At 68.6% G+C, this 19941-nt stretch carries 17 protein-coding genes and 1 riboswitch; of the genes, 9 read left to right on the top strand and 8 right to left on the bottom strand.

Going from position 1 to position 19941, the window contains the following annotated elements:
* Positions 1-21: 21 nt before the first annotated feature.
* Positions 22-564 carry a DinB family protein gene (locus tag AB4Y92_RS20250; RefSeq protein WP_441821307.1) on the top strand — a complete coding sequence of 181 codons (543 nt, stop codon included), beginning with the start codon at positions 22-24 and terminating at the stop codon, positions 562-564.
* A gap of 43 nt (positions 565-607) precedes the next feature.
* On the opposite strand, the gene AB4Y92_RS20245 is transcribed toward AB4Y92_RS20250, so the two are convergent.
* The 3 genes from AB4Y92_RS20245 to mutM all read right to left on the bottom strand — a co-directional run bounded on the left by AB4Y92_RS20245 (position 608) and on the right by mutM (position 5237).
* Entirely contained in the window at positions 608-3439 is a 2832-nt protein-coding gene (locus AB4Y92_RS20245) for a protein kinase domain-containing protein (RefSeq protein WP_441821306.1), read from the bottom strand.
* Between the two features lie 169 nt (positions 3440-3608).
* Positions 3609-4181, bottom strand: a complete 573-nt coding sequence (locus AB4Y92_RS20240; protein ID WP_057944976.1) for an ECF-type sigma factor — start codon at positions 4179-4181, stop codon at positions 3609-3611.
* Positions 4182-4424: 243 nt separating this feature from the next.
* Positions 4425-5237, bottom strand: a complete 813-nt coding sequence (gene mutM / locus AB4Y92_RS20235) for a bifunctional DNA-formamidopyrimidine glycosylase/DNA-(apurinic or apyrimidinic site) lyase (RefSeq protein ID WP_441821305.1) — start codon at positions 5235-5237, stop codon at positions 4425-4427.
* Positions 5238-5306: 69 nt separating this feature from the next.
* Here mutM and AB4Y92_RS20230 point away from each other — a divergent pair, with 69 nt between their 5' ends.
* The 6 genes from AB4Y92_RS20230 to AB4Y92_RS20205 all read left to right on the top strand — a co-directional run bounded on the left by AB4Y92_RS20230 (position 5307) and on the right by AB4Y92_RS20205 (position 11168).
* Complete coding sequence (locus AB4Y92_RS20230; protein ID WP_441821304.1) at positions 5307-6227, top strand: CHAD domain-containing protein; 921 nt, start codon at positions 5307-5309, stop codon at positions 6225-6227.
* 380 nt (positions 6228-6607) lie between these two features.
* Entirely contained in the window at positions 6608-7813 is a 1206-nt protein-coding gene (locus AB4Y92_RS20225; protein WP_441821303.1) for a DesA family fatty acid desaturase, read from the top strand.
* Between the two features lie 147 nt (positions 7814-7960).
* Positions 7961-8311: a calcium-dependent protein kinase 21 gene (locus AB4Y92_RS20220; RefSeq protein ID WP_441821302.1), complete on the top strand. Its 351-nt coding sequence runs from the start codon at positions 7961-7963 to the stop codon at positions 8309-8311.
* Between the two features lie 136 nt (positions 8312-8447).
* The gene (locus AB4Y92_RS20215) at positions 8448-9266 is read left to right on the top strand and encodes a kanamycin nucleotidyltransferase C-terminal domain-containing protein (RefSeq protein ID WP_441821301.1); all 819 of its coding nucleotides are present in this window, start codon (positions 8448-8450) and stop codon (positions 9264-9266) included.
* Positions 9267-9447: 181 nt separating this feature from the next.
* Positions 9448-10443: a hypothetical protein gene (locus tag AB4Y92_RS20210; RefSeq protein WP_441821300.1), complete on the top strand. Its 996-nt coding sequence runs from the start codon at positions 9448-9450 to the stop codon at positions 10441-10443.
* On the top strand, positions 10440-11168 hold the full coding sequence (locus tag AB4Y92_RS20205) for an ABC transporter ATP-binding protein (protein ID WP_441821299.1): 729 nt from the start codon (positions 10440-10442) through the stop codon (positions 11166-11168). Before AB4Y92_RS20210 ends, AB4Y92_RS20205 begins: the two co-directional genes overlap by 4 nt.
* A 5-nt stretch (positions 11169-11173) precedes the next feature.
* Here AB4Y92_RS20205 and AB4Y92_RS20200 read toward each other — a convergent pair whose 3' ends face one another.
* Together AB4Y92_RS20200 and AB4Y92_RS20195 are read right to left on the bottom strand one after the other, a co-directional pair.
* Positions 11174-11689: a hypothetical protein gene (locus AB4Y92_RS20200; protein WP_441821298.1), complete on the bottom strand. Its 516-nt coding sequence runs from the start codon at positions 11687-11689 to the stop codon at positions 11174-11176.
* On the bottom strand, positions 11686-12276 hold the full coding sequence (locus tag AB4Y92_RS20195; RefSeq protein ID WP_441821297.1) for an RNA polymerase sigma factor: 591 nt from the start codon (positions 12274-12276) through the stop codon (positions 11686-11688). The genes AB4Y92_RS20200 and AB4Y92_RS20195 overlap by 4 nt, the downstream gene beginning before the upstream one ends.
* Before the next feature lie 206 nt (positions 12277-12482).
* Positions 12483-12591, top strand: a riboswitch (glycine riboswitch).
* A 158-nt stretch (positions 12592-12749) separates the two neighbouring features.
* Here AB4Y92_RS20195 and AB4Y92_RS20190 point away from each other — a divergent pair.
* Positions 12750-13355, top strand: coding sequence for a trimeric intracellular cation channel family protein (locus tag AB4Y92_RS20190; RefSeq protein ID WP_441821296.1), 606 nt, complete (start codon positions 12750-12752; stop codon positions 13353-13355).
* A 10-nt stretch (positions 13356-13365) separates the two neighbouring features.
* Here AB4Y92_RS20190 and AB4Y92_RS20185 read toward each other — a convergent pair whose 3' ends face one another.
* From AB4Y92_RS20185 to AB4Y92_RS20175, 3 genes are all read right to left on the bottom strand, one after another.
* Positions 13366-13953, bottom strand: a complete 588-nt coding sequence (locus AB4Y92_RS20185; RefSeq protein ID WP_441821295.1) for a uracil-DNA glycosylase family protein — start codon at positions 13951-13953, stop codon at positions 13366-13368.
* 87 nt (positions 13954-14040) lie between these two features.
* The gene (locus AB4Y92_RS20180; protein ID WP_441821294.1) at positions 14041-15705 is read right to left on the bottom strand and encodes an MFS transporter; all 1665 of its coding nucleotides are present in this window, start codon (positions 15703-15705) and stop codon (positions 14041-14043) included.
* Between the two features lie 309 nt (positions 15706-16014).
* Positions 16015-17427: a DcaP family trimeric outer membrane transporter gene (locus AB4Y92_RS20175; RefSeq protein WP_441821293.1), complete on the bottom strand. Its 1413-nt coding sequence runs from the start codon at positions 17425-17427 to the stop codon at positions 16015-16017.
* Positions 17428-17820: 393 nt separating this feature from the next.
* Between AB4Y92_RS20175 and acs the strand changes: the two genes are divergently transcribed.
* Entirely contained in the window at positions 17821-19773 is a 1953-nt protein-coding gene (acs, locus tag AB4Y92_RS20170; protein ID WP_441821292.1) for an acetate--CoA ligase, read from the top strand.
* Positions 19774-19941: the final 168 nt, after the last annotated feature.

Here is a 19941-nt window from a genome sequence, read left to right as displayed (position 1 = left end):
ATAGCCGAGATAGGTGCTCGCATGAATCTGCGCGAACACGCGGTGCTGATGGCCGCCTACAACCGTTGGATGAACGACAAGGTCTACGCCGCCGCGGCGCAGTTGCCGCACGAGGCGATTGCCGCCGATCGCGGCGCGTTCTTCGGCTCGATCCTGGGCACGCTGAATCATCTGCTGGTCGCCGACCAAGTCTGGCTGCATCGCTTCGCCGCCCATCCCTCGCGCTTCGCCGCGCTCGATCCGATCCGCGCGCGGCCGCGGCCGCTCGATATCGCCGCCATCGTCCACGACCGCCTGCCGCCACTGCGCGCCGAGCGCGAAGCCCTGGACGCCTTGATCGAAACCTGGGCGGCGGAGTTGAGCGAAAGCGATCTGGATCACGCGCTGGACTACGCCAGCATGAAGGGCGTGCCCTCGCGCCGCCGCTTCGGCAGTGTGCTGATGCATTTCTTCAATCATCAGACCCATCACCGCGGCCAGACCACGACCTTGCTGACGCAGGCCGGCGTGGATGTGGGCGCGACCGATCTGTTGGGCTTGATCGCCAACGTGGACGGCGACTGAAACTTCGCGCGCGCTCGAACCCGCCGCGCGGCGCGACGGCGATTTATTCGCAGGCGTCGCGTATCGCCTGCACCTCGCGCCCCACTTCGCTGCCGTCCGGCCGCGCTTCGGCGATGGTGCGCAGCAAACCGTCGAGTTTCGCCCGCGCCTGCCCGCGTTGCGTACCCACGCAGCGCGCCTGCGCGGCGTAGGCCTGGGCGCGCCAGCCGATCGCGCGCAGGTCTTCGTTGGTGGTCGGCAGTTCGGCCAGCGAATCCAGGTGCGCGACCGCGGCGTTGTCGCCGCTGCCGGCTTCGGCGCGGGCCAGGTCGAGTTCGGCGTGGCGGGTGCGCGGGTGGCGTTCGCCGTAGGCCGCGCGGGTGAGCTGCAGGGCGCGTTGCAGCCGCGGCAGCGCGCGCTCGGGTTCGCCCAGCGCCAGTTCGACATCGCCGAGTACGCGCTCGGTGTCGCCGACGCTGCCGTGTTCGGGGCCGAACCGGCGGATGCGCAGGTTGCGGGTCTGCTCCAGCACCGAGCGCGCTTCGGTGTCGCGGCCGGCTTCGTGCAGGACCACGGCCTGATTGAACAACAGCTCGGCGAGGCGATCGGATTGAACGGCGGGCAGGCGATGCTGGCGGACGATGGTAATGGCGCGATCGAGTTCGGCGAGCGCGCGGTCCAGGTCGCCGCGTTCCCAGGCGATCAATCCCAGCGCGTTGCGCACGCTCGCCAGTTCCAGATGATCCGGGCCCAGGCGCTGGGTGAGCAGGCCGCGGATCAGTTCGAACTCGGTCTGCGCCTGCACGTACTGGCCCTGATCCACATGCAGCTCGGCCAGTTGCAGGCGCACCGCCAGGGTTGCCGGATGCTGCGCGCCGTTGACTTCCAGCGCGATCGCCAGCGCCTCGCTGGCGTCGCGTTCGGCGTCGCCGAGTTGGCCCAGGTCGCGGCGCAACGCCGCCAGGCTGCGGCCGATCTCGACCTGCAGCGGATGGCGGTCGCCGACGCGTTGCTGCAGGCGCCGGCGCGCTTGTTCGAAGCCTTGCAGCGCTTCGCGGCTCTGGCCGGCATCGGCTTGCAGGCTGGCCAGGTCCATGAGGTTTTCGACTTCGCCCGCGTCGGTGCTTTCGAGCATCTCGCGGCGGATCGCCAGCGAGCGCTCGAACAATTGCCGCGCGCCCTGGCGTTCGCCGTTGGCGCGGCGGCAGCGGCCCAGTTCGGAATAGAACTCGCTCGACTGCAGCGGCAGTTGCGATTGTTCGCGCCGGGCCAGATCCAGCGCCGGCTGCATCAGCGCGGCGCAGTTGCGCGGCAGGTTCAGCAGGCGCAGGACCTTGCCGCGCTGGGTCATCGATTCCAGGCGCAGGCTGTCGGGGATGTCGTCGGCCGACGCCATGATCGAGGTCTGGCGTTCGAGCAGCGCGCGCGCTTCGTTGTAGTCGCCCAGGCTGGTGCGCAGGCGCGCGATCACGCCGAACAATTCCGCGCGCGCGCGCGGTTGCCGGGCCAGTTCGCGATTGCCGCGCGCCACCGAGGCGTCGAGCAGGCCGCGCAGGTCCAGCGCTTCGCCTTCGGGCGTGCCGCGCGCGCTTTCGAACAGGCCGACCATGAAGTCCTGCATCGCCTGCGCGCGCGCGGCCTCGGCCACCGCTTCGCGCGCCTGCCAGGCGACGATGACCAGCGCGGCGCTGAGCACCACCGCGACCAACGCCGCGGTCGCCAGCGCCCAGCGATGGCGGGCGACGTATTTGTTGAAGCGATAGCGCAGGCTCTGCGCGCGCGCCAGCACCGGGCGGCCGGATTCGAAGCGCTGCAGATCCAGCGACAGCGCTTCCACCGAGGGATAACGCTGCTCGGGCCGCTTGGCCAGGGTCTTGAGAACGATGTTGTCCAGATCGCCCGACAACTGCCGGCCGAGCCGGCGCAGCGACACCGGATCGATGTCGGCGTCGCTGGCGTCGGCGTAGCGCAGCACCGCCTGCGAGGGCCGCATCGGATCGGCGGCGAGGATCGCCTCTTCCCATTCCGCGTCGGTCTGGCGCTTGAGCTTGTAGGGCTTGGCGTCGGTGAGCAGTTCGTACAGCACCACGCCGAGCGAGTACACGTCGGTCATGGTGGTGACCGGCTCGCCGCGCACCTGTTCGGGCGCGGCGTAGTGCAGGGTGAAGGCGCGCGCGCCGGTGCGGGTCTGTTCGGGCAGCGGCACGTCGCTGCTGTCGAGCAGCTTGGCGATGCCGAAATCCAGCAGGCGCACGTCGCCGCCCGGCGTCACCATGATGTTGGACGGCTTGAGGTCGCGGTGGACGATCAGGTTGGCGTGGGCGTGGCTGACCGCGTCGCAGATCTGCTGGAACATGCGCAGGCGCTTGTCCAGCGGCGTGCGTTGATTGCGGCAGTAGTCGGTGATCGGTTCGCCTTCGACGTATTCCAGCGCCAGGTACGGCAAGCCTTCGCGGGTCACGCCGGCATCCAGCAGGCGGGCGATGTGCGGATGGGCCAGGCGGGCGAGGATCTGCCGTTCGCGGGTGAAGCGGGTGCGAAGGTTGGTGTCGGCCAGGCCCGGGCGCAGCAATTTCAGCGCGACCCGGCGCTGGTACAGGCCGTCGGCGCGCGAGGCCAGCCAGACCTGACCCATGCCGCCTTCGCCGAGCAGGCTTTCCAGCCGGTACGAACCCACTTCCACGCCCGGGCGCATGCCGCTGGCCTGCGGCGTCACCAGCGGTTCGGACAGGAAGTCCTCGTGGCCTTCTTCCAGCGCGATCAGCCCGGCCAGATCGTCGGCGAGCGAGGGATCGTCGGCGCCGAGTTCGCGCAGGCGCTCGGCGCGGGCGACCGGATCGAGCTCGAGCAGCGCATCGAGCAGCGGAGACAGGCGTTGCCAGCGCTCGGCATCCATGCGCGATCAGGTCGCCGCAGCGAAGACGGTGGCGCGTCGGCGGGCGGCCGCATCGGCGCACGCGGCATCGCACGCGGCGGCGATCGGCGGGGATGAAGCCTTGGCGATCATGACGGTGCGCATTCCTTGCAGACGCGCTGCGCGTGTGCCGCCGTCGACGCGGACGCCGTCAGCGGCTGGGCTCATCCTGCAACGACGCCAACAGGAACAGCCGCGCTTTCTGCCAGTCGCGGCGGATGCTGCGCTCGGAGCGCTGCAGCAGCGCGGCGATTTCCAGCTCGGACAGGCCGGCGAAATAGCGCAGCTCCACCACCTGGGCCAGGCGCTGATCGACCGCGGCCAACTTGGTCAGCGCGGTGTCCAGGCCCAGCGTGTCTTCGTCCAGGCGCAGGCCGCCCTCGACGTCGTCGGGCAATTCGGTGACGCGGTGCAGATCGCCGCCGCGCTTTTGCGCCAGGCGCTGGCGCGCGTAGTCCACCACCACGCTGCGCATGGCCGAAGCGGCATAGGCGAAAAAGTGTGCGCGGTCGTCGAACTGGGCTTCGCGGCGGCCGACCAGTTTGAGGTAGGCCTCGTGGACCAGCGCGGTCGCGTCCAGGGTCTGGCCGTGCTGGCCGGCGAGTTGGCGCCGGGCCATCGTGTGCAGCTCCTGGTACAGCGTCGCCAGCACGCGGTCGAGCGCACCGCGGTCGCCCTCGCGGGCGGCATCCAACAGGATGGTGATGTCAGCGCTATCGGCCATATGCCCCTCGACTCGGTGCGACTATAGCGCGTTCATCTTTACTTGGTAGCGCACCTGGTGGCACCAATCCGGCTCCGGATGGCCGAAATGCGCCCGTCTTCAAGGCACGCAGAGTGCAGCTGAATTACCCCGGCCGGTGAACGCGCGGCTCGCGGATCGGATGACAAACGCGTCCGCCGACCGATGGACGGCGCGGTATCGACCGACTGTCGGCAGCGCCCGCGGCGCCGCGCCGGCCCGCATTCAGCGCTGGCAGTGCCCACACCACACCGTGGTGCGCTGGCCGATGCTGGCCTGCTTGAGCGGCCGCGCGCAGCGCGGGCAGGGCTCGCCGCCGCGGCCGTAGGCGGACAGCTCCTGCTCGAAATAGCCCGGCGCGCCGTCGGGGCTGATGAAGTCGCGCAGGGTGGTGCCGCCGCGCTGGATGGCGTAGCTCAGGATGGTCTTGATCGCGCCGGCCAGCTCGGCGTAGCGCTCGCGCGAGACCTTGCCGGCCGCGCGCAGCGGCGACACGCCGGCGGCGAACAAGGCCTCGGCGACGTAGATGTTGCCGACTCCGACCACCACTTTCTGATCCATCAGGAACGTCTTCACCGGCGCCTTGCGGCCGCGGCTGAGCTCGAACAGGTAGTTGCCGTCGAAGTCGTCCGACAGCGGCTCCGGGCCCAGGTCGCGCAGCAGTTCGTGGGTTTCCCCCGGCGGCTGCCAGAGCAGGCAGCCGAACCGGCGCGGGTCGTTGAAGCGCAGCACCCGGTCGCTGTCGAGCAGCAGATCGACGTGGTCGTGATCGCGCACCGGCGTGTCCGCCGGCAGCACGCGCAGGCTGCCGGACATGCCCAGGTGCAGCAGCGCGCTGCCGGCGGCGGTGTCCAGCAGCAGGTACTTGGCGCGGCGGCGCACCGCGTCGATGCGCTGGCCGGGCAGGGTGTCTTCGATCTGCAGCGGGATCGGCCAGCGCAGGTCGGGCCGGCGCAGGATCGCGGTCACCACGTGGCGGCCTTCCAGGTGCGGCGCCAGGCCGCGCCGGGTGGTTTCGACTTCAGGTAATTCAGGCATGGCGCCAGCGTACTATCCCGGTCGGGCCGCTGCCGATACGGCATCGGTCGCGAATCGAGGAAGTCGCTCATGCAGCAGGCGAGTGCATCCGAAGAAGGCGCCGAGGCCGGGTCCAGGTCGGCCGCGGCGCATGGCGTCGCGGGCGAAGGCGCGGCGCAGGCCGCCGCCGTCGAGGACTCGGAGCGGCCGCCCGGCCTGCGCCTGCGTGGGTTTGCATCGAGGGAGCTCGATCTGGCCCTGGACGCGCTGGGCTGGCGCGGCAACCGCATCCATTCCGGCGTGCATCTGGCCCGCAAGAGCCTGCGCCGGGCGCGCGCCACCCTGGCCCTGGGCGGCGCGGCGCTGGGGCCGGGCGCGGCCTTGATCGATCGCGAACTGCGCCGCCTCAACCGCGACCTGTCCGGCCTGCGCGACGCGCATGCCCTGGTGGAAACCTTCGACCGCCTGCTGCGCAGCCATACGCAGGCCGACATCCGTCCGCTGCTGCTGCGCACGCGCCGCCGTGCCGCCGCCGGGCGCGCGGCGGCGGCGCGTCAGGCCCGCACGGAAGATCCGGATCTGGGCGCGCGCCGTTCCCTGCTGCGGGTGTTGCGCGCCGGCCTGCGGGCGCTGCCCTGGGCGGACCTGCAGCCCGAACATTGGCGCGAAGCGGTCGCCGCCAGCCTGATGCGGGTCGCCCAGACCGGCGCCCGCGACCGCCGCAGCGGCTCGGACGAGGATTGGCACGACTGGCGCCGGCGCGCCCGGCGGCTGTCGCAGCAGCAGCGCGCCTTGAAGGCCGCCAAGCTGGGCCGCGATGCGCCCAAGTTCGACAAGCACCAGATCGAGCGCCTGGGCGAGGCCCAGGACCTGAACCTGCTGCTGGACCATTGCGGCAAGCGCTCGCCGTTCGGCAAACCTGATCGCGCCGCGCTCAAGCGCTTCGCCGAGACCGAGCTGGCGCGGCAGCGCGAGCGGATCGCCGTGGATGGGGAGCGGGCGGAGGATTGAGCCGCGGCCTGGGTGGATCGGGCCCGGTGCGGACCCTCGCGGACCTTGGAAAGCTTTTGTGGGAAGGGCTTCAGCCCCGATGCTTTTTGGTCAGAGCTGGATCGCCGCCCCGGACCGGAAAGCATCGGGGCTGAAGCCCCTCCCACAACAGACTTCCCGGCCCTGTCGCGCCTGTGGTTCATACCCCTGAACCCCGCCGCCGCGCCCGGTTCTGCCCGCCTTGCCCGTTGGAATTTACAACCCCATCACAACACCCGAAGCCGTACCCGCGCGAACGGTCATCACTACGTGGCATCATCCAATATACAACTGTCTTTTAATTGGCCTAAGGCCGTACCGTCCGGCTGCCGCCACAGCCACCGTCCCTCCCGGAGTCTGCAATGCCCGCGTCCCTGATCGATTTCCTTGCCGGCGGCCTGATCCAGGCCAGCTTTTGGGAACTCGCCGTGTATTTCCTGGTGGTGACCCAGCTCACCATCATGTCGGTGACCTTGTACCTGCACCGCTCGATGGCGCACCGCTCGGTCGATTTCCATCCCGCGCTCGCGCACGTGTTCCGCTTCTGGACGTGGCTGACGACCTCGATGATCACCAAGGAGTGGGCGGCGATCCATCGCAAGCACCACGCCAAGTGCGAGACCGAGGAAGACCCGCACAGCCCGCAGTTCAAGGGCATCGACACGGTGATGTGGCGCGGTGTGGAGCTGTATCGCGAAGCGCGCGCCGAGCGCGACGACATCGAGAAATACGGCAAGGGCTGCCCGGACGACTGGATCGAACGCAAGCTCTACACCCCGCACGCGACCATGGGCCCGGTGCTGCTTTTGGTGCTGAGCTTCGCCTTGTTCGGCGCCGCCGGCGTGGCGATCTGGGCGCTGCAGATGGTGTGGATTCCGTTCTGGGCCGCCGGCGTGGTCAACGGCCTGGGCCACTGGTGGGGCTATCGCAATTTCGAAACCACCGACACCGCGACCAACCTGACCCCGTGGGGTTTCTGGATCGGCGGCGAAGAACTGCACAACAACCACCACGCCTTCCCGAGCTCGGCCAAGTTCGCCCTGCGCAAGTGGGAATTCGACATCGGCTGGACCGTGATCCGCGGCCTGAGCGCGCTGCGCCTGGCCAAGGTGCTGCGCGTGGCGCCGTCGCTGGACGTGCGCCCGAACATCGCCATGCCCGACAGCGAAACCTTGAAGGCGCTGCTGGCGATCCGCTTCCAGGCCATGACCGATTACTACCGCAACGTCACCCTGCCGGCGCTGCGCGAGGAAGCCGGCAACGCCGGCGACCGCATGCGCTCGCTGCCGCGGCGCCTGCGCAAGGGCCTGGCCGACGGCGGCCGCTGGCTCGACGACGGCGCCCGCACGCATCTGCAGAACTGGATCGACGAGCGCCCGAAGATGGCGACCCTGGCCGATTTCCGCCAGCGCCTGGCGCAGGTGCTGGACGATCGCTCGCACGACGCCCAGGCCACGCTGCAGCGCCTGCACGCCTGGTGCGTTGAAGCCGAAGCCAGCGGCATCCACGCCCTGCAGGCTTTCTCCGAGCGCTTGAAGGGCTACGCCCTGGCGCCCGCGCGCCACTGAGCCCGCACCGCAAGCCACGACGACCGAAGACCCGCGCAGCGATGCGCGGGTTTTTCGTATCCGCGCCGCGCCGATCCGGCCTGCGCCCCTTGCCTGCGCGCCGCGCCCGCGTCAGGCTCAGCCGCGTCCCCCGTCGCCGATACCCCCATGCGCCATCGTCTGTCCGCCCTGCTTGGCCTGTGCTTGCTGTCTCCGGCGCTGTGCGTCGCGCAGGTGGTGACCTCCACCGGCGATTATCTGTCGCGCATGGACGCCGACGGCGACGGCAAGATTTCGCTGAGCGAATACCAGGACTGGCTCAGCTACGCCTTCGACGCAATGGACGCCAACCACGACGGCGTGCTGGATGCGACCGAGCAGCCCGCCAGCGGCCGCGGCGCGCGCGCCACGCTGACCCGCGAGCAGCACCGGCAGACCCTGGCCGAGCGTTTTCGCAAACAAGATCGCAATCACGACGGCTGGCTGGACGCGCGCGAACTCGCCTCGCCGCCGCAGTGAAGCCGCGTTCGATCCCAAGCTGAATCGCGCGTTCGCGCGCGCGCGGCGCATGGAGCGATGCGAATTCTCCGCCGCGCGTCGCAATGCCCGCGTCGCGCAATTGCCGCATTCGCGCGCCGCGTGTTAACTAGCGCCGATGGAATACGCATTGCCGCAAGGCGAACTCGACACCCTGTTCGCCGGCCCCCAATCGGTCACCGGCGAGCAACGCCGCGAACTCGTGGACGATATCGTCGAACAACTGCGCCGCCGTCACGGCGAGCGCTTGCTCGCGGTCGCGTTGTACGGCTCCACCGCGCGCCAGAGCGACGGCCCGTACTCGGACGTGGAGCTGTGGGCGGTGCTCGACGACGGCGCCTTCGGCGCGGATTTCGACGAATCGCTGGAATGGGTGCACGGCCGCGGCAAGGCCGAGGTCAACCTGATGTCGCGCACCACGGTGGAAGCGTTCGCGCGCGAAGTCGATGAGCGCTGGGCGCTGACGCACGGCCAGTTCGTGCATGCGCGCGCGCTGTGGATCGCACCGGATCACGGCACCTTGATCGAAACGCTGCGCTCGCTGGCCGCGCATCCCGACGACGACGCGGTCGACCGCGCCATGGCCGAGGCCGTGGTCGGCGAGTTGTACGAACTGGTCGGCAAGCTGCGCAACCGCTTCGCGCGCAAACCGCTGGCACTGCTGGCCGGCGAATTCGCCGAACAACTGGCCTGCCTGATCGGCCTGGCCGAGCGGCACGTGTTCGTCAGCGCCGGCACCTTGTTCGACGAAGCCGCCGACCTGCCGGCGCCGGACGGCGCGACGGCCTTGTTCAAACTGGTCGCCAAGGGCGATCTGAGCGACGAAGCGGAGATCACCGCGGCGATCGAGCGGGTCTGGGTCGGCATGGAGGCCTGGGCCGGCGAGGTGGCCCTGGACGCGGCGCTGCTGCGGCGCTGCGTGGCCGGCGAACGCTGAGGCACTGCACGCGGGCGGATCTTTCGCCGGCCCGATGAGTCCGGCACGATCGCGCAAGGCCGATACCTAAGGCACTGGAGCGGCGCGTGCGCGATCATGACGATGTCTCCGGCGCGGTCCGATCCGCGCCGCGCGCCGCGTTCGTGTCATTGCCCGATCCCGTCCTTGCAAGCGCCCATTCATGACGATGCTGCTTCATCCGTGGCTCCATGAGGCCCGCATCGCCGCCGCGCGCGGCGGCGGCCGGCGCCGTTGGCGCACGCCGGGGCTGGTGCTGGCGGCGTGCATCCTGGTGCCGATCGCGTTGCGGCTGTGGAGCGCGCAGGCGGCGGCCTTGCCGGCGGCGCTGCCGCGATTGATCGTGCAACTGCCGTTGCCGTTCGGCCTGCTCGCGATCGCTTTCGCCTACGCGATCGCCCGCGGCCGGCTGATCGCGCTCGACGAACACCTGCGCCACGGCTGGTGGGCGGCGGCGCCGATCGATCCGGCCCGCGCCACCCGCACTCTGATCGTGCTTGCCGCAATCGCCACGGCGGCGGCGATGGCGATCGTCGCGATCGTGCTGGCCGCGTTCGGCGGGCAGGCCGGCACATGGCGCGGCGCGTGCTGGGTGGTCGAAGCCGGCGTTGCGGTCGGCGCCGTGCTTGGTTTGATCTCGGCGCTGCGCCATCGCCGCCATCCCGCGCGGCGTGCGCGCGAAGGCGCGCGCGAGCCCTTGTTCGGCCTGCGCTGGCTCGACGACGCGCGCCTGCCGCACATCAGCGACTGGCAACGGCGCGAAGCGCTGCTGCGCTGGCGCCGCGGCGGCCACGCCTGGATGATCGGCGCGGTGCTGTTGGCGCTGCCCAGTTCCACCGGCGCCGCGAGCGGGCTGGGCGTGTTGTTGATCGTGATCGCGCTGGCCTGGTTCAGCCTGCTGGTGCAGGCCTGCGCGGCGAGCATCGTCGCCGCGCAAACCCTGCTGCACAGCGCGCCGCGCGCACCGCATGCGCTGGCGCGCGCCGCCTGGCGCTATCCCGCCTTCGCGTTCGTCTGCGCGGCCGGGTTCGCGACCGTGGGCTGCGCGCTGCTGTCGCTGAGCTGGCGCGCCGCGCCGGTGTTGCTGGCGATCCTGATCGTGCTGTGCCTGCCGGCGCTGTTCGCGCTGCGTCCCGCCCATCGCCCGGCCTCGCCATGACCTTCGTGCTCGAACTGGAACAACTGCAGCACCGCTACGACGAGCACGCGGTGCTGCACGGCATCGATCTGCGCCTGCCGGCCGGCGAGTTCGCCGCGCTGATCGGCCCGAACGGTTCCGGCAAGACCACGCTGCTGCATTGCCTGGCCGGCATCCAGCGCCCCAGTGCCGGGCGGGTGTTGATCGGCGGCCACGACATCGTGCGCGCGCCGCTGCCGGCCAAGCAGTTGCTGGGCTTCGCGGTCGATCCGGCGCGATTGCCGCCGCTGCTGAGCGGGCGCGAATGCCTGCGGCTGTTCGCCGGCGCGCGCGGCCTGGGCGAGATCCCGGCATCGACTTTGGCGCTGGCCGAAACCTTGTCGCTGTCGCCGATGCTCGACCGCCGCATCGGCCAATACTCGCTGGGCACGCGGCAGAAACTGGCGATCGCGCTCGGCCTGCTCGGCGAGCCGCCGCTGCTGGTGCTGGACGAGCCGCTCAACGGCCTGGACCCGCTCAGCGCCTACGCGCTCAAGCGCCACCTGCAACAGCTCGCGCGCGAACGCGGCACCACCGTGCTGCTGGCGACCCATTCGCTGGACGTGGCCGAGCGCTTCATCACCCGCGCGGTGCTGTTGATGGACGGGCGGTTGCGGCGTGAATGGCAGGCGGCCGAACTCGATGCGATCCGCGCCGATCCGCAGCGCTCGCTGGAGCAGTCGATGGTCGAAGCGCTGGCCGGTTGAAACGTTCAACCGCGCTCATCGAGGGCGCGTTGCAACTCCGATTGCCGCCGGCGCAAACCGTCGTAGTAACGATGCGCGCGCAGCAACAGCGCCATCGCCACCGCCAGCATGATCAGGCCCAGCACGCCGGCGAGGAAAGCACCGAGGCCGCCGCCGCCGATGGCGGCGAGGATGAAGGCGCCAGCGCTGAAGGCCGCGCAGAACAGCGTGGCCATGCGCGCCGATACCAGCCGATGGCGCGCGTACAGCACGCGCCGGTGGAGCAAGGCCCAGATCGCGAAGCCGCACCACGACAGCGCGATCACCAGCATCGCCGCGAACGCGACCTGGGTGCGCATCGGCAGCGAGGGCTCGGTGAGCCACAGCGAGGCCACGGTGATGCCGGCCGCGAGTGCGAGCAACAGCAGACCGACGTAGGCCAGGCGCGCGCCGGGCGAGAGTTCCTGTTCCAGCAACAGGCGCAGCGCTTCGGGCAAGGGCGCGTCGTCGCTGGTGGCGGTGGAATTCGTATGGGTGCTCATCGATCCGCTCCGGTGGGATCCAATTGCTGCCGCAGCAGGCCGCGCGCGCGGAACAGGCGCGATTTGACCGTGCCGACCGGTAGTTCAAGTACCTGCGCGATGTCTTGCAGCGACAGCTGTTGCAGATAGAACAGGCTCAGCACTTCGCGCTCGATCAGCGGCAGGCGGTCCAGGCCGCGTTGCAGCCGGTCCAGGTCCATGGCGTGGTCGAGCGCCTGCTCCGGTGCGGCGTCCTCGCCGGGCACGCTGTCGGGATCGATCTGTTCCGCTTGAGGCGGCGCGGCGTAGCGGCCGCGCAACCGGTCCATCAGCGCGCGCCGGGCGATGCCGAACAGCCACGCGCGCAGACAGGCGCCGTCGCGCAATCCGGCGATGCCGCGCAGCACGCGCAGCCAGGTGTCCTGCGCGATCTCGTCGGCGAGTTCGTCGTCGCCGCACAGGCGCCGCGCGTAGCCGCGAATCGGCCCGTGCCAGCGCCGGATCAGGGTTTCGAAGGCGTCGCGCTCGCCGAGCTGGCAACGCACGACCAGCCACTCGTCGTAGCGGGGATCGGCGGGCGTCGCGGCGTGGGCGGCAGGGGCGTTCAAGAGGCGATTCCGGCGGGGTTCGATCCTGTAGTCGCGATCTGGCGGAAAAGGTTCACCGGTGCCGGCCGCGGGATTCGCGGGCGCGGCGCCTGCTACCATGCGCCGGTTCGCAGAAGAGTGGCGCCGGCCCGCAAGCCGTCGCCCGCCGAAGGCGCAGGCTCCCATAATCGCTCAGGCTCGGCCGTTCGGCCGGAACACTGCGAACACATCGCCGATCTGGAGAGAGGCCGCCATGCGGCCCACCGAAGGGGCAAGCGGCCGCCGGCGCACTGCGCCGGGCCGCGCAAACTCTCAGGTAAAAGGACAGCGGGAGCGGCGCCGCGGCCATGGCCTCGGAGACATCGGTATCGGCGCGCGATCGCGTTCTTACGTGACTGCGCGTTCGGCGGCGCTCGAACTTGTGCGTTCAGTCCCGCCCCTGTCTTCGTTCGCGCGTGCGCGGTTTCCCCGCGTTCGTCCGACGGAGTTGCGCCGTGTTGCTGCAGATCATCTACCTCATCGCCATCAGCGCCGAAGCCATGACCGGCGCGCTGTCCGCCGGGCGCCGGCGCATGGACCTGTTCGGCGTGGTCATCATCGCCAGCGTGACCGCGCTCGGCGGCGGCTCGCTGCGCGACATCGTGCTCGGCCACTATCCGCTGGGCTGGGTGAAGCATCCCGAGTACCTCGCCTACACCGTGTGCGCGGCGATCGCGGCGACCTTCCTGGCCAAGAAACTGCATTACCTGCGCCGCGCGTTCCTGTGGCTGGACGCGCTGGGCCTGATCGCCTTCACCCTGATCGGCTGCGCGGTCGCGCGCGAGGGCGGCCACGCGCCGGTGATCGTGGTGATCGCCGGCATGCTCACCGGCGCCTTCGGCGGCGTGTTGCGCGATGTGCTGTGCAACGAGATTCCGCTGGTGTTCCAGCGCGAGTTGTACGCGGTGATTTCGTTGCTGACCGGCGTGGCGTATCTGCTGATGCTGCGCCTGGGCGTGGCGGAGAACCTCAGCGTGCTGCTGTGTCTGGGCGGCGGTTTCGCCTTCCGGTTGCTGGCGATCCGCTTTGAGTGGGAAATGCCGAAGTTCGTGTATCAGTGAGCGGCCGCGTTCAATCGGCGCCGTCGAGCACCCGCGCCACGCGTTCGCGCAGCACCGGCAGCAGTTCGCGTTCGAACCACGGATTACGCTTGAGCCAGGCCTGATTGCGCGGGCTGGGATGCGGCAGCGCGAGCTTGAGCGGCCAGGTGTCGCGCCATGCCGCTACCGCCTGCGTCAACGAACGACCGGCGCCAGGCAGATGATAGGCCTGCGCGTACTGGCCGATGGCCAGGCTCAATCGCAGCTCGCGCAGTTGCGGCAGCAGGCGCGCGTGCCAGGTCGCGACGCATTCGGGCCGCGGCGGCAGATCGCCGGATTTGCTCGTGCCTGGATAACAGAACCCCATCGGCACGATCGCCACGCGACGCGCATCGTAGAACGTCTCGCGGCTCATCCCCAGCCACGCGCGCAAGCGCTCGCCGCTGGCGTCGTCGAACGGAATGCCCGACGCGTGCACCTTGCGTCCCGGCGCTTGTCCCGCGATCAGAATCCGCGCGCTCGCTTCCATCTGCAACACCGGGCGCGGCCCGTGCGGCAGATGCGCCGCGCATACGGTGCAGGCGCGGGCTTGGGCGAGCAATGCGGGCAGCGACTCCATGCGGCCGATTCTAGAGCGAACGACCGATGCCGCAACGAACGACGCCGGCGCGAGGCCGGCGTCGTTCGCAACCGATGGACAAGTCGCTTACTCGGTGATGTCGCGATCCTTGGTTTCCGGCAGGAACAACGCGCCGATCACCACCGTCATCGCCGCGACGATGATCGGATACCACAGGCCGCTGTAGATGTTGCCGGTCGCCGCCACGATGGCGAAGGCGGTGAACGGCAGGAAGCCGCCGAACCAGCCGTTGCCGATGTGGTACGGCAGCGACATCGAGGTGTAGCGGATGCGGGTCGGGAACAGTTCCACCAGCCAGGCGGCGATCGGCCCGTAGACCATCGTCACCAGCAGCACCAGGAAGGTCAGCAGCGCGATCACCATCGGCTTGTTGATCTGCGCCGGATCGGCCTTGGCCGGGTAGCCGGCGGTCTTCAACGCCTCGGTGAGTTGCTTGCCGAATTCCTCCGACTTGGCCTTGAACGCGGCGCTGTCGAGCGATTCACCTTCGAAACTGCTCAGGTTGGCGCCGCCGATGCTGACCGTGGCGATGCTGCCGGCCGGGCCGGGCGCGTTGACGTAGGGAATGCCCTTCTTCGCCAATGCCGACTTGATCACGTCGCAGGACTGCTTGAACGAGGCCTTGCCGACCGGGTCGAACTGGAACGCGCAACGCTGCGGATCGGCGGTGACGGTGACCGGCGAAGCGGCGACCGCGGATTCCAAAGCCGGGTTGACGTTATGCGTGAGCGCCTTGAACACCGGGAAGTAGGTGAACACCGCGATCAGGCAGCCGGCCAGCACGATCTTCTTGCGGCCGATGCGGTCCGACAACCAGCCGAAGAAGATGAAGCCGCCGGTGGCCAGCGCCAGGGCGATGGCGATCAGGATGTCGGCCTGGTTCGGGTCCATGCCCAGGGTCTTGGTCAGGAAGAACAGCGAATAGAACTGGCCGCCGTACCACACCACCGCCTGGCCCGCGGTCGCGCCGAGCAGCGCGAGCAAGGCGATCTTGCCGTTCTTGGAGAAGAAGCTCTCGGTGATCGGCGCCTTGGAGGTCTTGCCTTCGGCCTTCATCTGCTGGAACAGCGGCGACTCGGCCAACTGCAGGCGGATCCACACCGACACCGCGAGCAACAGCACCGACACCCAGAACGGAATGCGCCAGCCCCAGGACTCGAAGTCTTCCTTGCCGAGGAAATTGCGGCAGCCCCAGATCACCAGCAGCGACAGGAACAGGCCCAGGGTCGCGGTGGTCTGGATGAAGCTGGTGTACAGGCCGCGCTTGCCGTTGGGTGCGTGCTCGGCCACGTAGGTCGCCGCGCCGCCGTACTCGCCGCCGAGCGCGAGGCCCTGCAGCAATCGCAAGGTGATCAGGATCACCGGCGCGGCGATGCCCAGGGTTTCGTAACTGGGCAATATGCCGACCAGGAAGGTGGCCAGGCCCATGATCACGATGGTGACCAGGAAGGTGTACTTGCGCCCGATCATGTCGCCGAGGCGTCCGAACACCAGCGCGCCGAACGGCCGCACCGCGAAACCGGCGGCGAAGGCGAGCAGAGCGAAGATGAACTGGCTGGTTTCGTTCAAACCGCCGAAGAACTGTTTGCCGATGATGACCGCGAGCGAGCCGTACAGATAGAAGTCGTACCACTCGAACACGGTGCCCAGGCTGGAGGCGAAGATGACTTTCTTATGGTCTTTGGTCAACGGCGCGGTGGACGGCGCCGCTTGGGCTGAAGTGCTGGACATGAGCTGTTCCCCCGAACAGTGGGAAGGAGCGGGCTAGGGCCCGCCGAGGGTGTTACCGATCAGCTGCGTGATGGTTGATGGTGGTCGTAGGTAATCGTGGGTGGTCGTAGAGAATCGTCGTATATGTTCGTGGAATAGGGAATACGGAATGCGTAGACGGCCGCAGGCGACATTCCCTCCAGACCGTCATTCCCGCGAAAGCGGGAATCCAGTGCACTTTCGTGCGAGAACGTTTGAAGTCACTGGATTCCCGCTTTCGCGGGAATGACGGCAGGAGAGATGCACGCGACCGGAAACTTCATCGGAACATCAGAAGCTGTACTTCACATGCGTCTGCAAGCGATTGAGCTCGCCCTTGTCGCCGGTTTCGATCTCGCGCTGACCCCAGATGTATTCCGCGCCGATGTCGAGCTTCGGAATCGGGGTATAGATCAGGTTGAGATGCGCCGACTGCGCCGACTTGGTGATGCCAAGGCCGGTCAACGCGGTCTTGTTGTCGTACTCGGCGCGCGAGTAGAACACGTTGCCGCGCAGCTTCGGGCTGAACACATGGCGCCAGCCGACGAAGCCGGAGATCAGGTCGATGTTCTCCAGATCGCCCGCGCCGTCGAGCACCGCGTCGTTGTTGAGCGCCAGGCCGACATAGCGGCCGATGCCGCTGCCGGCGGTGACCATGTAGCGCAGATCGTCGCTGGCGCCCAGGTTCCACTTGCCCGACAGGCTGACGCCGTAGCCGGTGTTGGAATCGTTGGCGCGGCCGCTCTGGTACTTGAGCTGACGCGCCAGCGCGCCGACGCTGAAGTGGCCCCAGTTGCCCTTCGCCGTGTAGCGCGCGGTGACGTCGGGAACCGCGCCGTCGTCGCCGGCGACCTGCGCCATGTTGCCGCGGAACGGCGTGTAGACGGTCTCCGGGTTTTCGACCGAGAACGACCACGGGCCGCTGGTGTAGCGCAACTGCGCCTGCCGCACGAACACCGTGCCCTCGGTGGGACCGAGGAAGTCGACCGTGTCGGGCAATGCGTTGGCGTCCTGGAAGTTCGACCAGGTCTGACCGGCCAGCCACTTGTTCCAGGTCACATAGGCATGGCGCACGGTGAGCGCGTAGGTGTTGGTGGCGATCTCGTTGCCGGTGAAGGCGGTGGTGCCGCCGCCGAACAGATCGAATTCCAGATAACCCTTGAGCTTGTCGCCGCTTTCCAGGTCGGTATCGGCGGCGAACCAGAAGCGCGAGAAGTTCGCGCCCATGTCGGTGTCGCTGCCGCCTTCGCGGGTAGCGCCGCCGCCGACCGGAATCGCCTTGGGCACGTAGAACAGCCGGCCGACCGAACCGTCGGCGATGTCGCCGTCGTTGGTGGAAGTCACCGACGCATCGAGCTTGATGAAGCCGCCGTAGCTGAAACGCGTGCCGGGATTGCCGGCGGTGCTGATGGTGGTGGCCTGGATCGGATTCTTCACCGGCGTCGCCGCGATCGCCGCCGGCGCGGCCGTCTGTGCGGCCTTCACCTCGGTGACCTGGGTCTGCACCTGCTGCTGTTGCGATGCCAGTTGCTGGACCAAGCGTTCGAGCTCGGCGACGCGCGCTTCGAGTTCTTTTTCTTTTGCGGTCTGTGCCAAGGCCAGTCCGGGCAGCATCAGCGCGACCAGCAGGGCGCAGGCCAGAGGCCGCCGCCGGATCGTCGCGCGCGGTGTGGCGCTGCGTGTGAGCACGCTAGAGAAAGTCATGATTTCCCTCCCAAGGAATGCCGCCCGAAAGGTGCGGCCGCGGCCAGCCTGCGCGCCGGCGCTGGCCGCCCACCATTCGCCATTGGTCGAAAACCGACACCTGTATGCGGGGTTTACGACGAAGGTCTAGGTGGAAATGGGGAGTCGGGAGCGGGGATTTGCGATTTGCAGAAACGCAAGCGAGTTCGGCCGCCGCATCTTCGATGCCGAATCCGCCTCTTCGACCAAGGTCTACCTCGCCGGCTTGGCCGCGCTTGCTGCATTGCGGCACACTTGACGGCCGAGCTTGGGGATTCGCGGTTCCCGCGTCGGCGCGGCATCATCGGCGCCTGATTTTCGAATCCCGAATCCCGAATCCCCAGTCCCGAATCCCGCCCCTAGCAGGAGCCCCTGATGAGCCACCCCGCCAGCGTCTATCCCATCGATGAGGCGTTCGCCGCCAAGTCCCGGTATAAGCGCGAAGACTACGAGCGCCAGTACGCCGAATCGATTAACGATCCGGAGGGCTTCTGGGGCCGCGTGGCCCAGCGGCTGGACTGGTTCAAGCCGCCGAGCAAGATCCAGAACGTCAGCTACGACCTCAACGATTTCCGCATCAAGTGGTACGAGGACGGCGAGCTCAACGCCAGCGTCAACTGCCTGGACCGCCATCTGGCCACGCGCGGCGACAAGACCGCGCTGCTGTTCGAGCACGACGATCCGAACCTGCCGGCCGAGCCGATCAGCTACCGCGAACTGCACGCGCGCGTCTGCCGGCTGGCCAATGCGCTGCGCAACCTGGGCGTCAAGAAGGGCGACCGCATCACCATCTACCTGCCGATGATTCCCGAGGCGGTGGTGGCGATGCTGGCCTGCGCGCGCGTGGGCGCGATCCATTCGGTGGTGTTCGGCGGCTTCGCTCCGAACTCGATCGCCGACCGCATCGCCGACTGCGCCAGCAAGCTGGTGATCACCTCCGATGAAGGCCTGCGCGGCGGCAAGAAGATTCCGCTCAAGGCCAACGTCGATGCGGCGCTGAAATTGCCGGGCACCAATTCGGTCGAAACCGTGCTGGTGGTGCGCCACACCGGCGCCGCGGTCGATATGCAGATGCCGCGCGACCGCTGGTACGACGCGGTGGTCGCCGGCCAGCCCGACACCTGCGAGCCCGAGCGCATGAACGCGGAAGACCCGCTGTTCATCCTCTACACCTCCGGCAGCACCGGCAAGCCCAAGGGCGTGCTGCACACCACCGGTGGCTACCTCACCTACGCCGCGTTCACCCACGAGGCCGTGTTCGACCTGCGCGAAGACGACGTCTACTGGTGCACCGCCGACGTGGGCTGGGTCACCGGCCACAGCTACATCGTCTACGGCCCGCTGGCCAACGGCGCGACCGCGCTGGTGTTCGAAGGCGTGCCCAACTATCCGGACGTGTCGCGTTTCTGGAACGTGATCGACAAGCACAAGGTCACCATCTTCTACACCGCGCCGACCGCGATCCGCGCGCTGATGCGCGACGGCGACGAGCCGGTGAAGAAGACCTCGCGTTCCTCGCTGCGCCTGCTCGGTTCGGTCGGCGAGCCGATCAATCCCGAGGCCTGGCGCTGGTACTTCGAGGTGGTCGGCGATTCGCGCTGCCCGATCGTGGACACCTGGTGGCAGACCGAGACCGGCGGCATCCTGATCACGCCGCTGGCCGGCGCGATCGACCTCAAGCCCGGCTCGGCGACCAAGCCCTTCTTCGGCGTGCAACCGGCGCTGGTGGACGCCAACGGCGGAGTGCTCGAAGGCGAAGCCGAAGGCAATCTGGTGCTGACCGGTTCGTGGCCGGGGCAGATGCGCACGGTCTACGGCGACCATCAGCGTTTCATCGAAACCTATTTCAAGACCTACCCCGGCAACTACTTCACCGGCGACGGCTGCCGCCGCGACGCCGACGGTTACTACTGGATCACCGGCCGCGTCGACGACGTCATCAACGTCAGCGGCCACCGCATCGGCACGGCCGAGGTCGAAAGCGCGCTGGTCTCGCACCCGAAGGTCGCCGAAGCGGCGGTGGTGGGTTTCCCGCACGACCTCAAGGGCCAGGGCATCTACGCCTACGTCACCCTGATCGCCGGGCAGGCGCCGAGCGATGAGCTGCGCAAGGAACTGGTGGCGTGGGTGCGCAAGGAAATCGGCCCGATCGCCACGCCCGACCATCTGCAGTGGGCGCCGGGTCTGCCGAAGACGCGTTCGGGCAAGATCATGCGCCGCATCTTGCGCAAGATCGCCGAGAACGCGCCGGATCAGCTGGGCGATACCAGCACCTTGGCCGACCCGTCGGTGGTGGAGAGTCTGGTGAATGAGCGGTTGGGGAAGTAACGGGCGGTTGGGGTGAGCGAAAAGCAAATCCCCCCTGGCCCCCCTTTTTCAAAGGGGGGAACCCGTTAGGTGGGTGTGTAAGGGGTGGGAGTGGCGTCTGATCGCGTCAGATCGAGCCTTGCCGCCGTCGCTGTCGCCGCTGTTGCCGTTGCCGTTGCTGTTCCCCCC

Source organism: Lysobacter sp. TAB13, assembly GCF_052113885.1.
GTDB classification, from domain to species: domain Bacteria; phylum Pseudomonadota; class Gammaproteobacteria; order Xanthomonadales; family Xanthomonadaceae; genus Lysobacter; species Lysobacter gummosus.
This window is presented reverse-complemented; position numbering and strand designations above follow the sequence as displayed.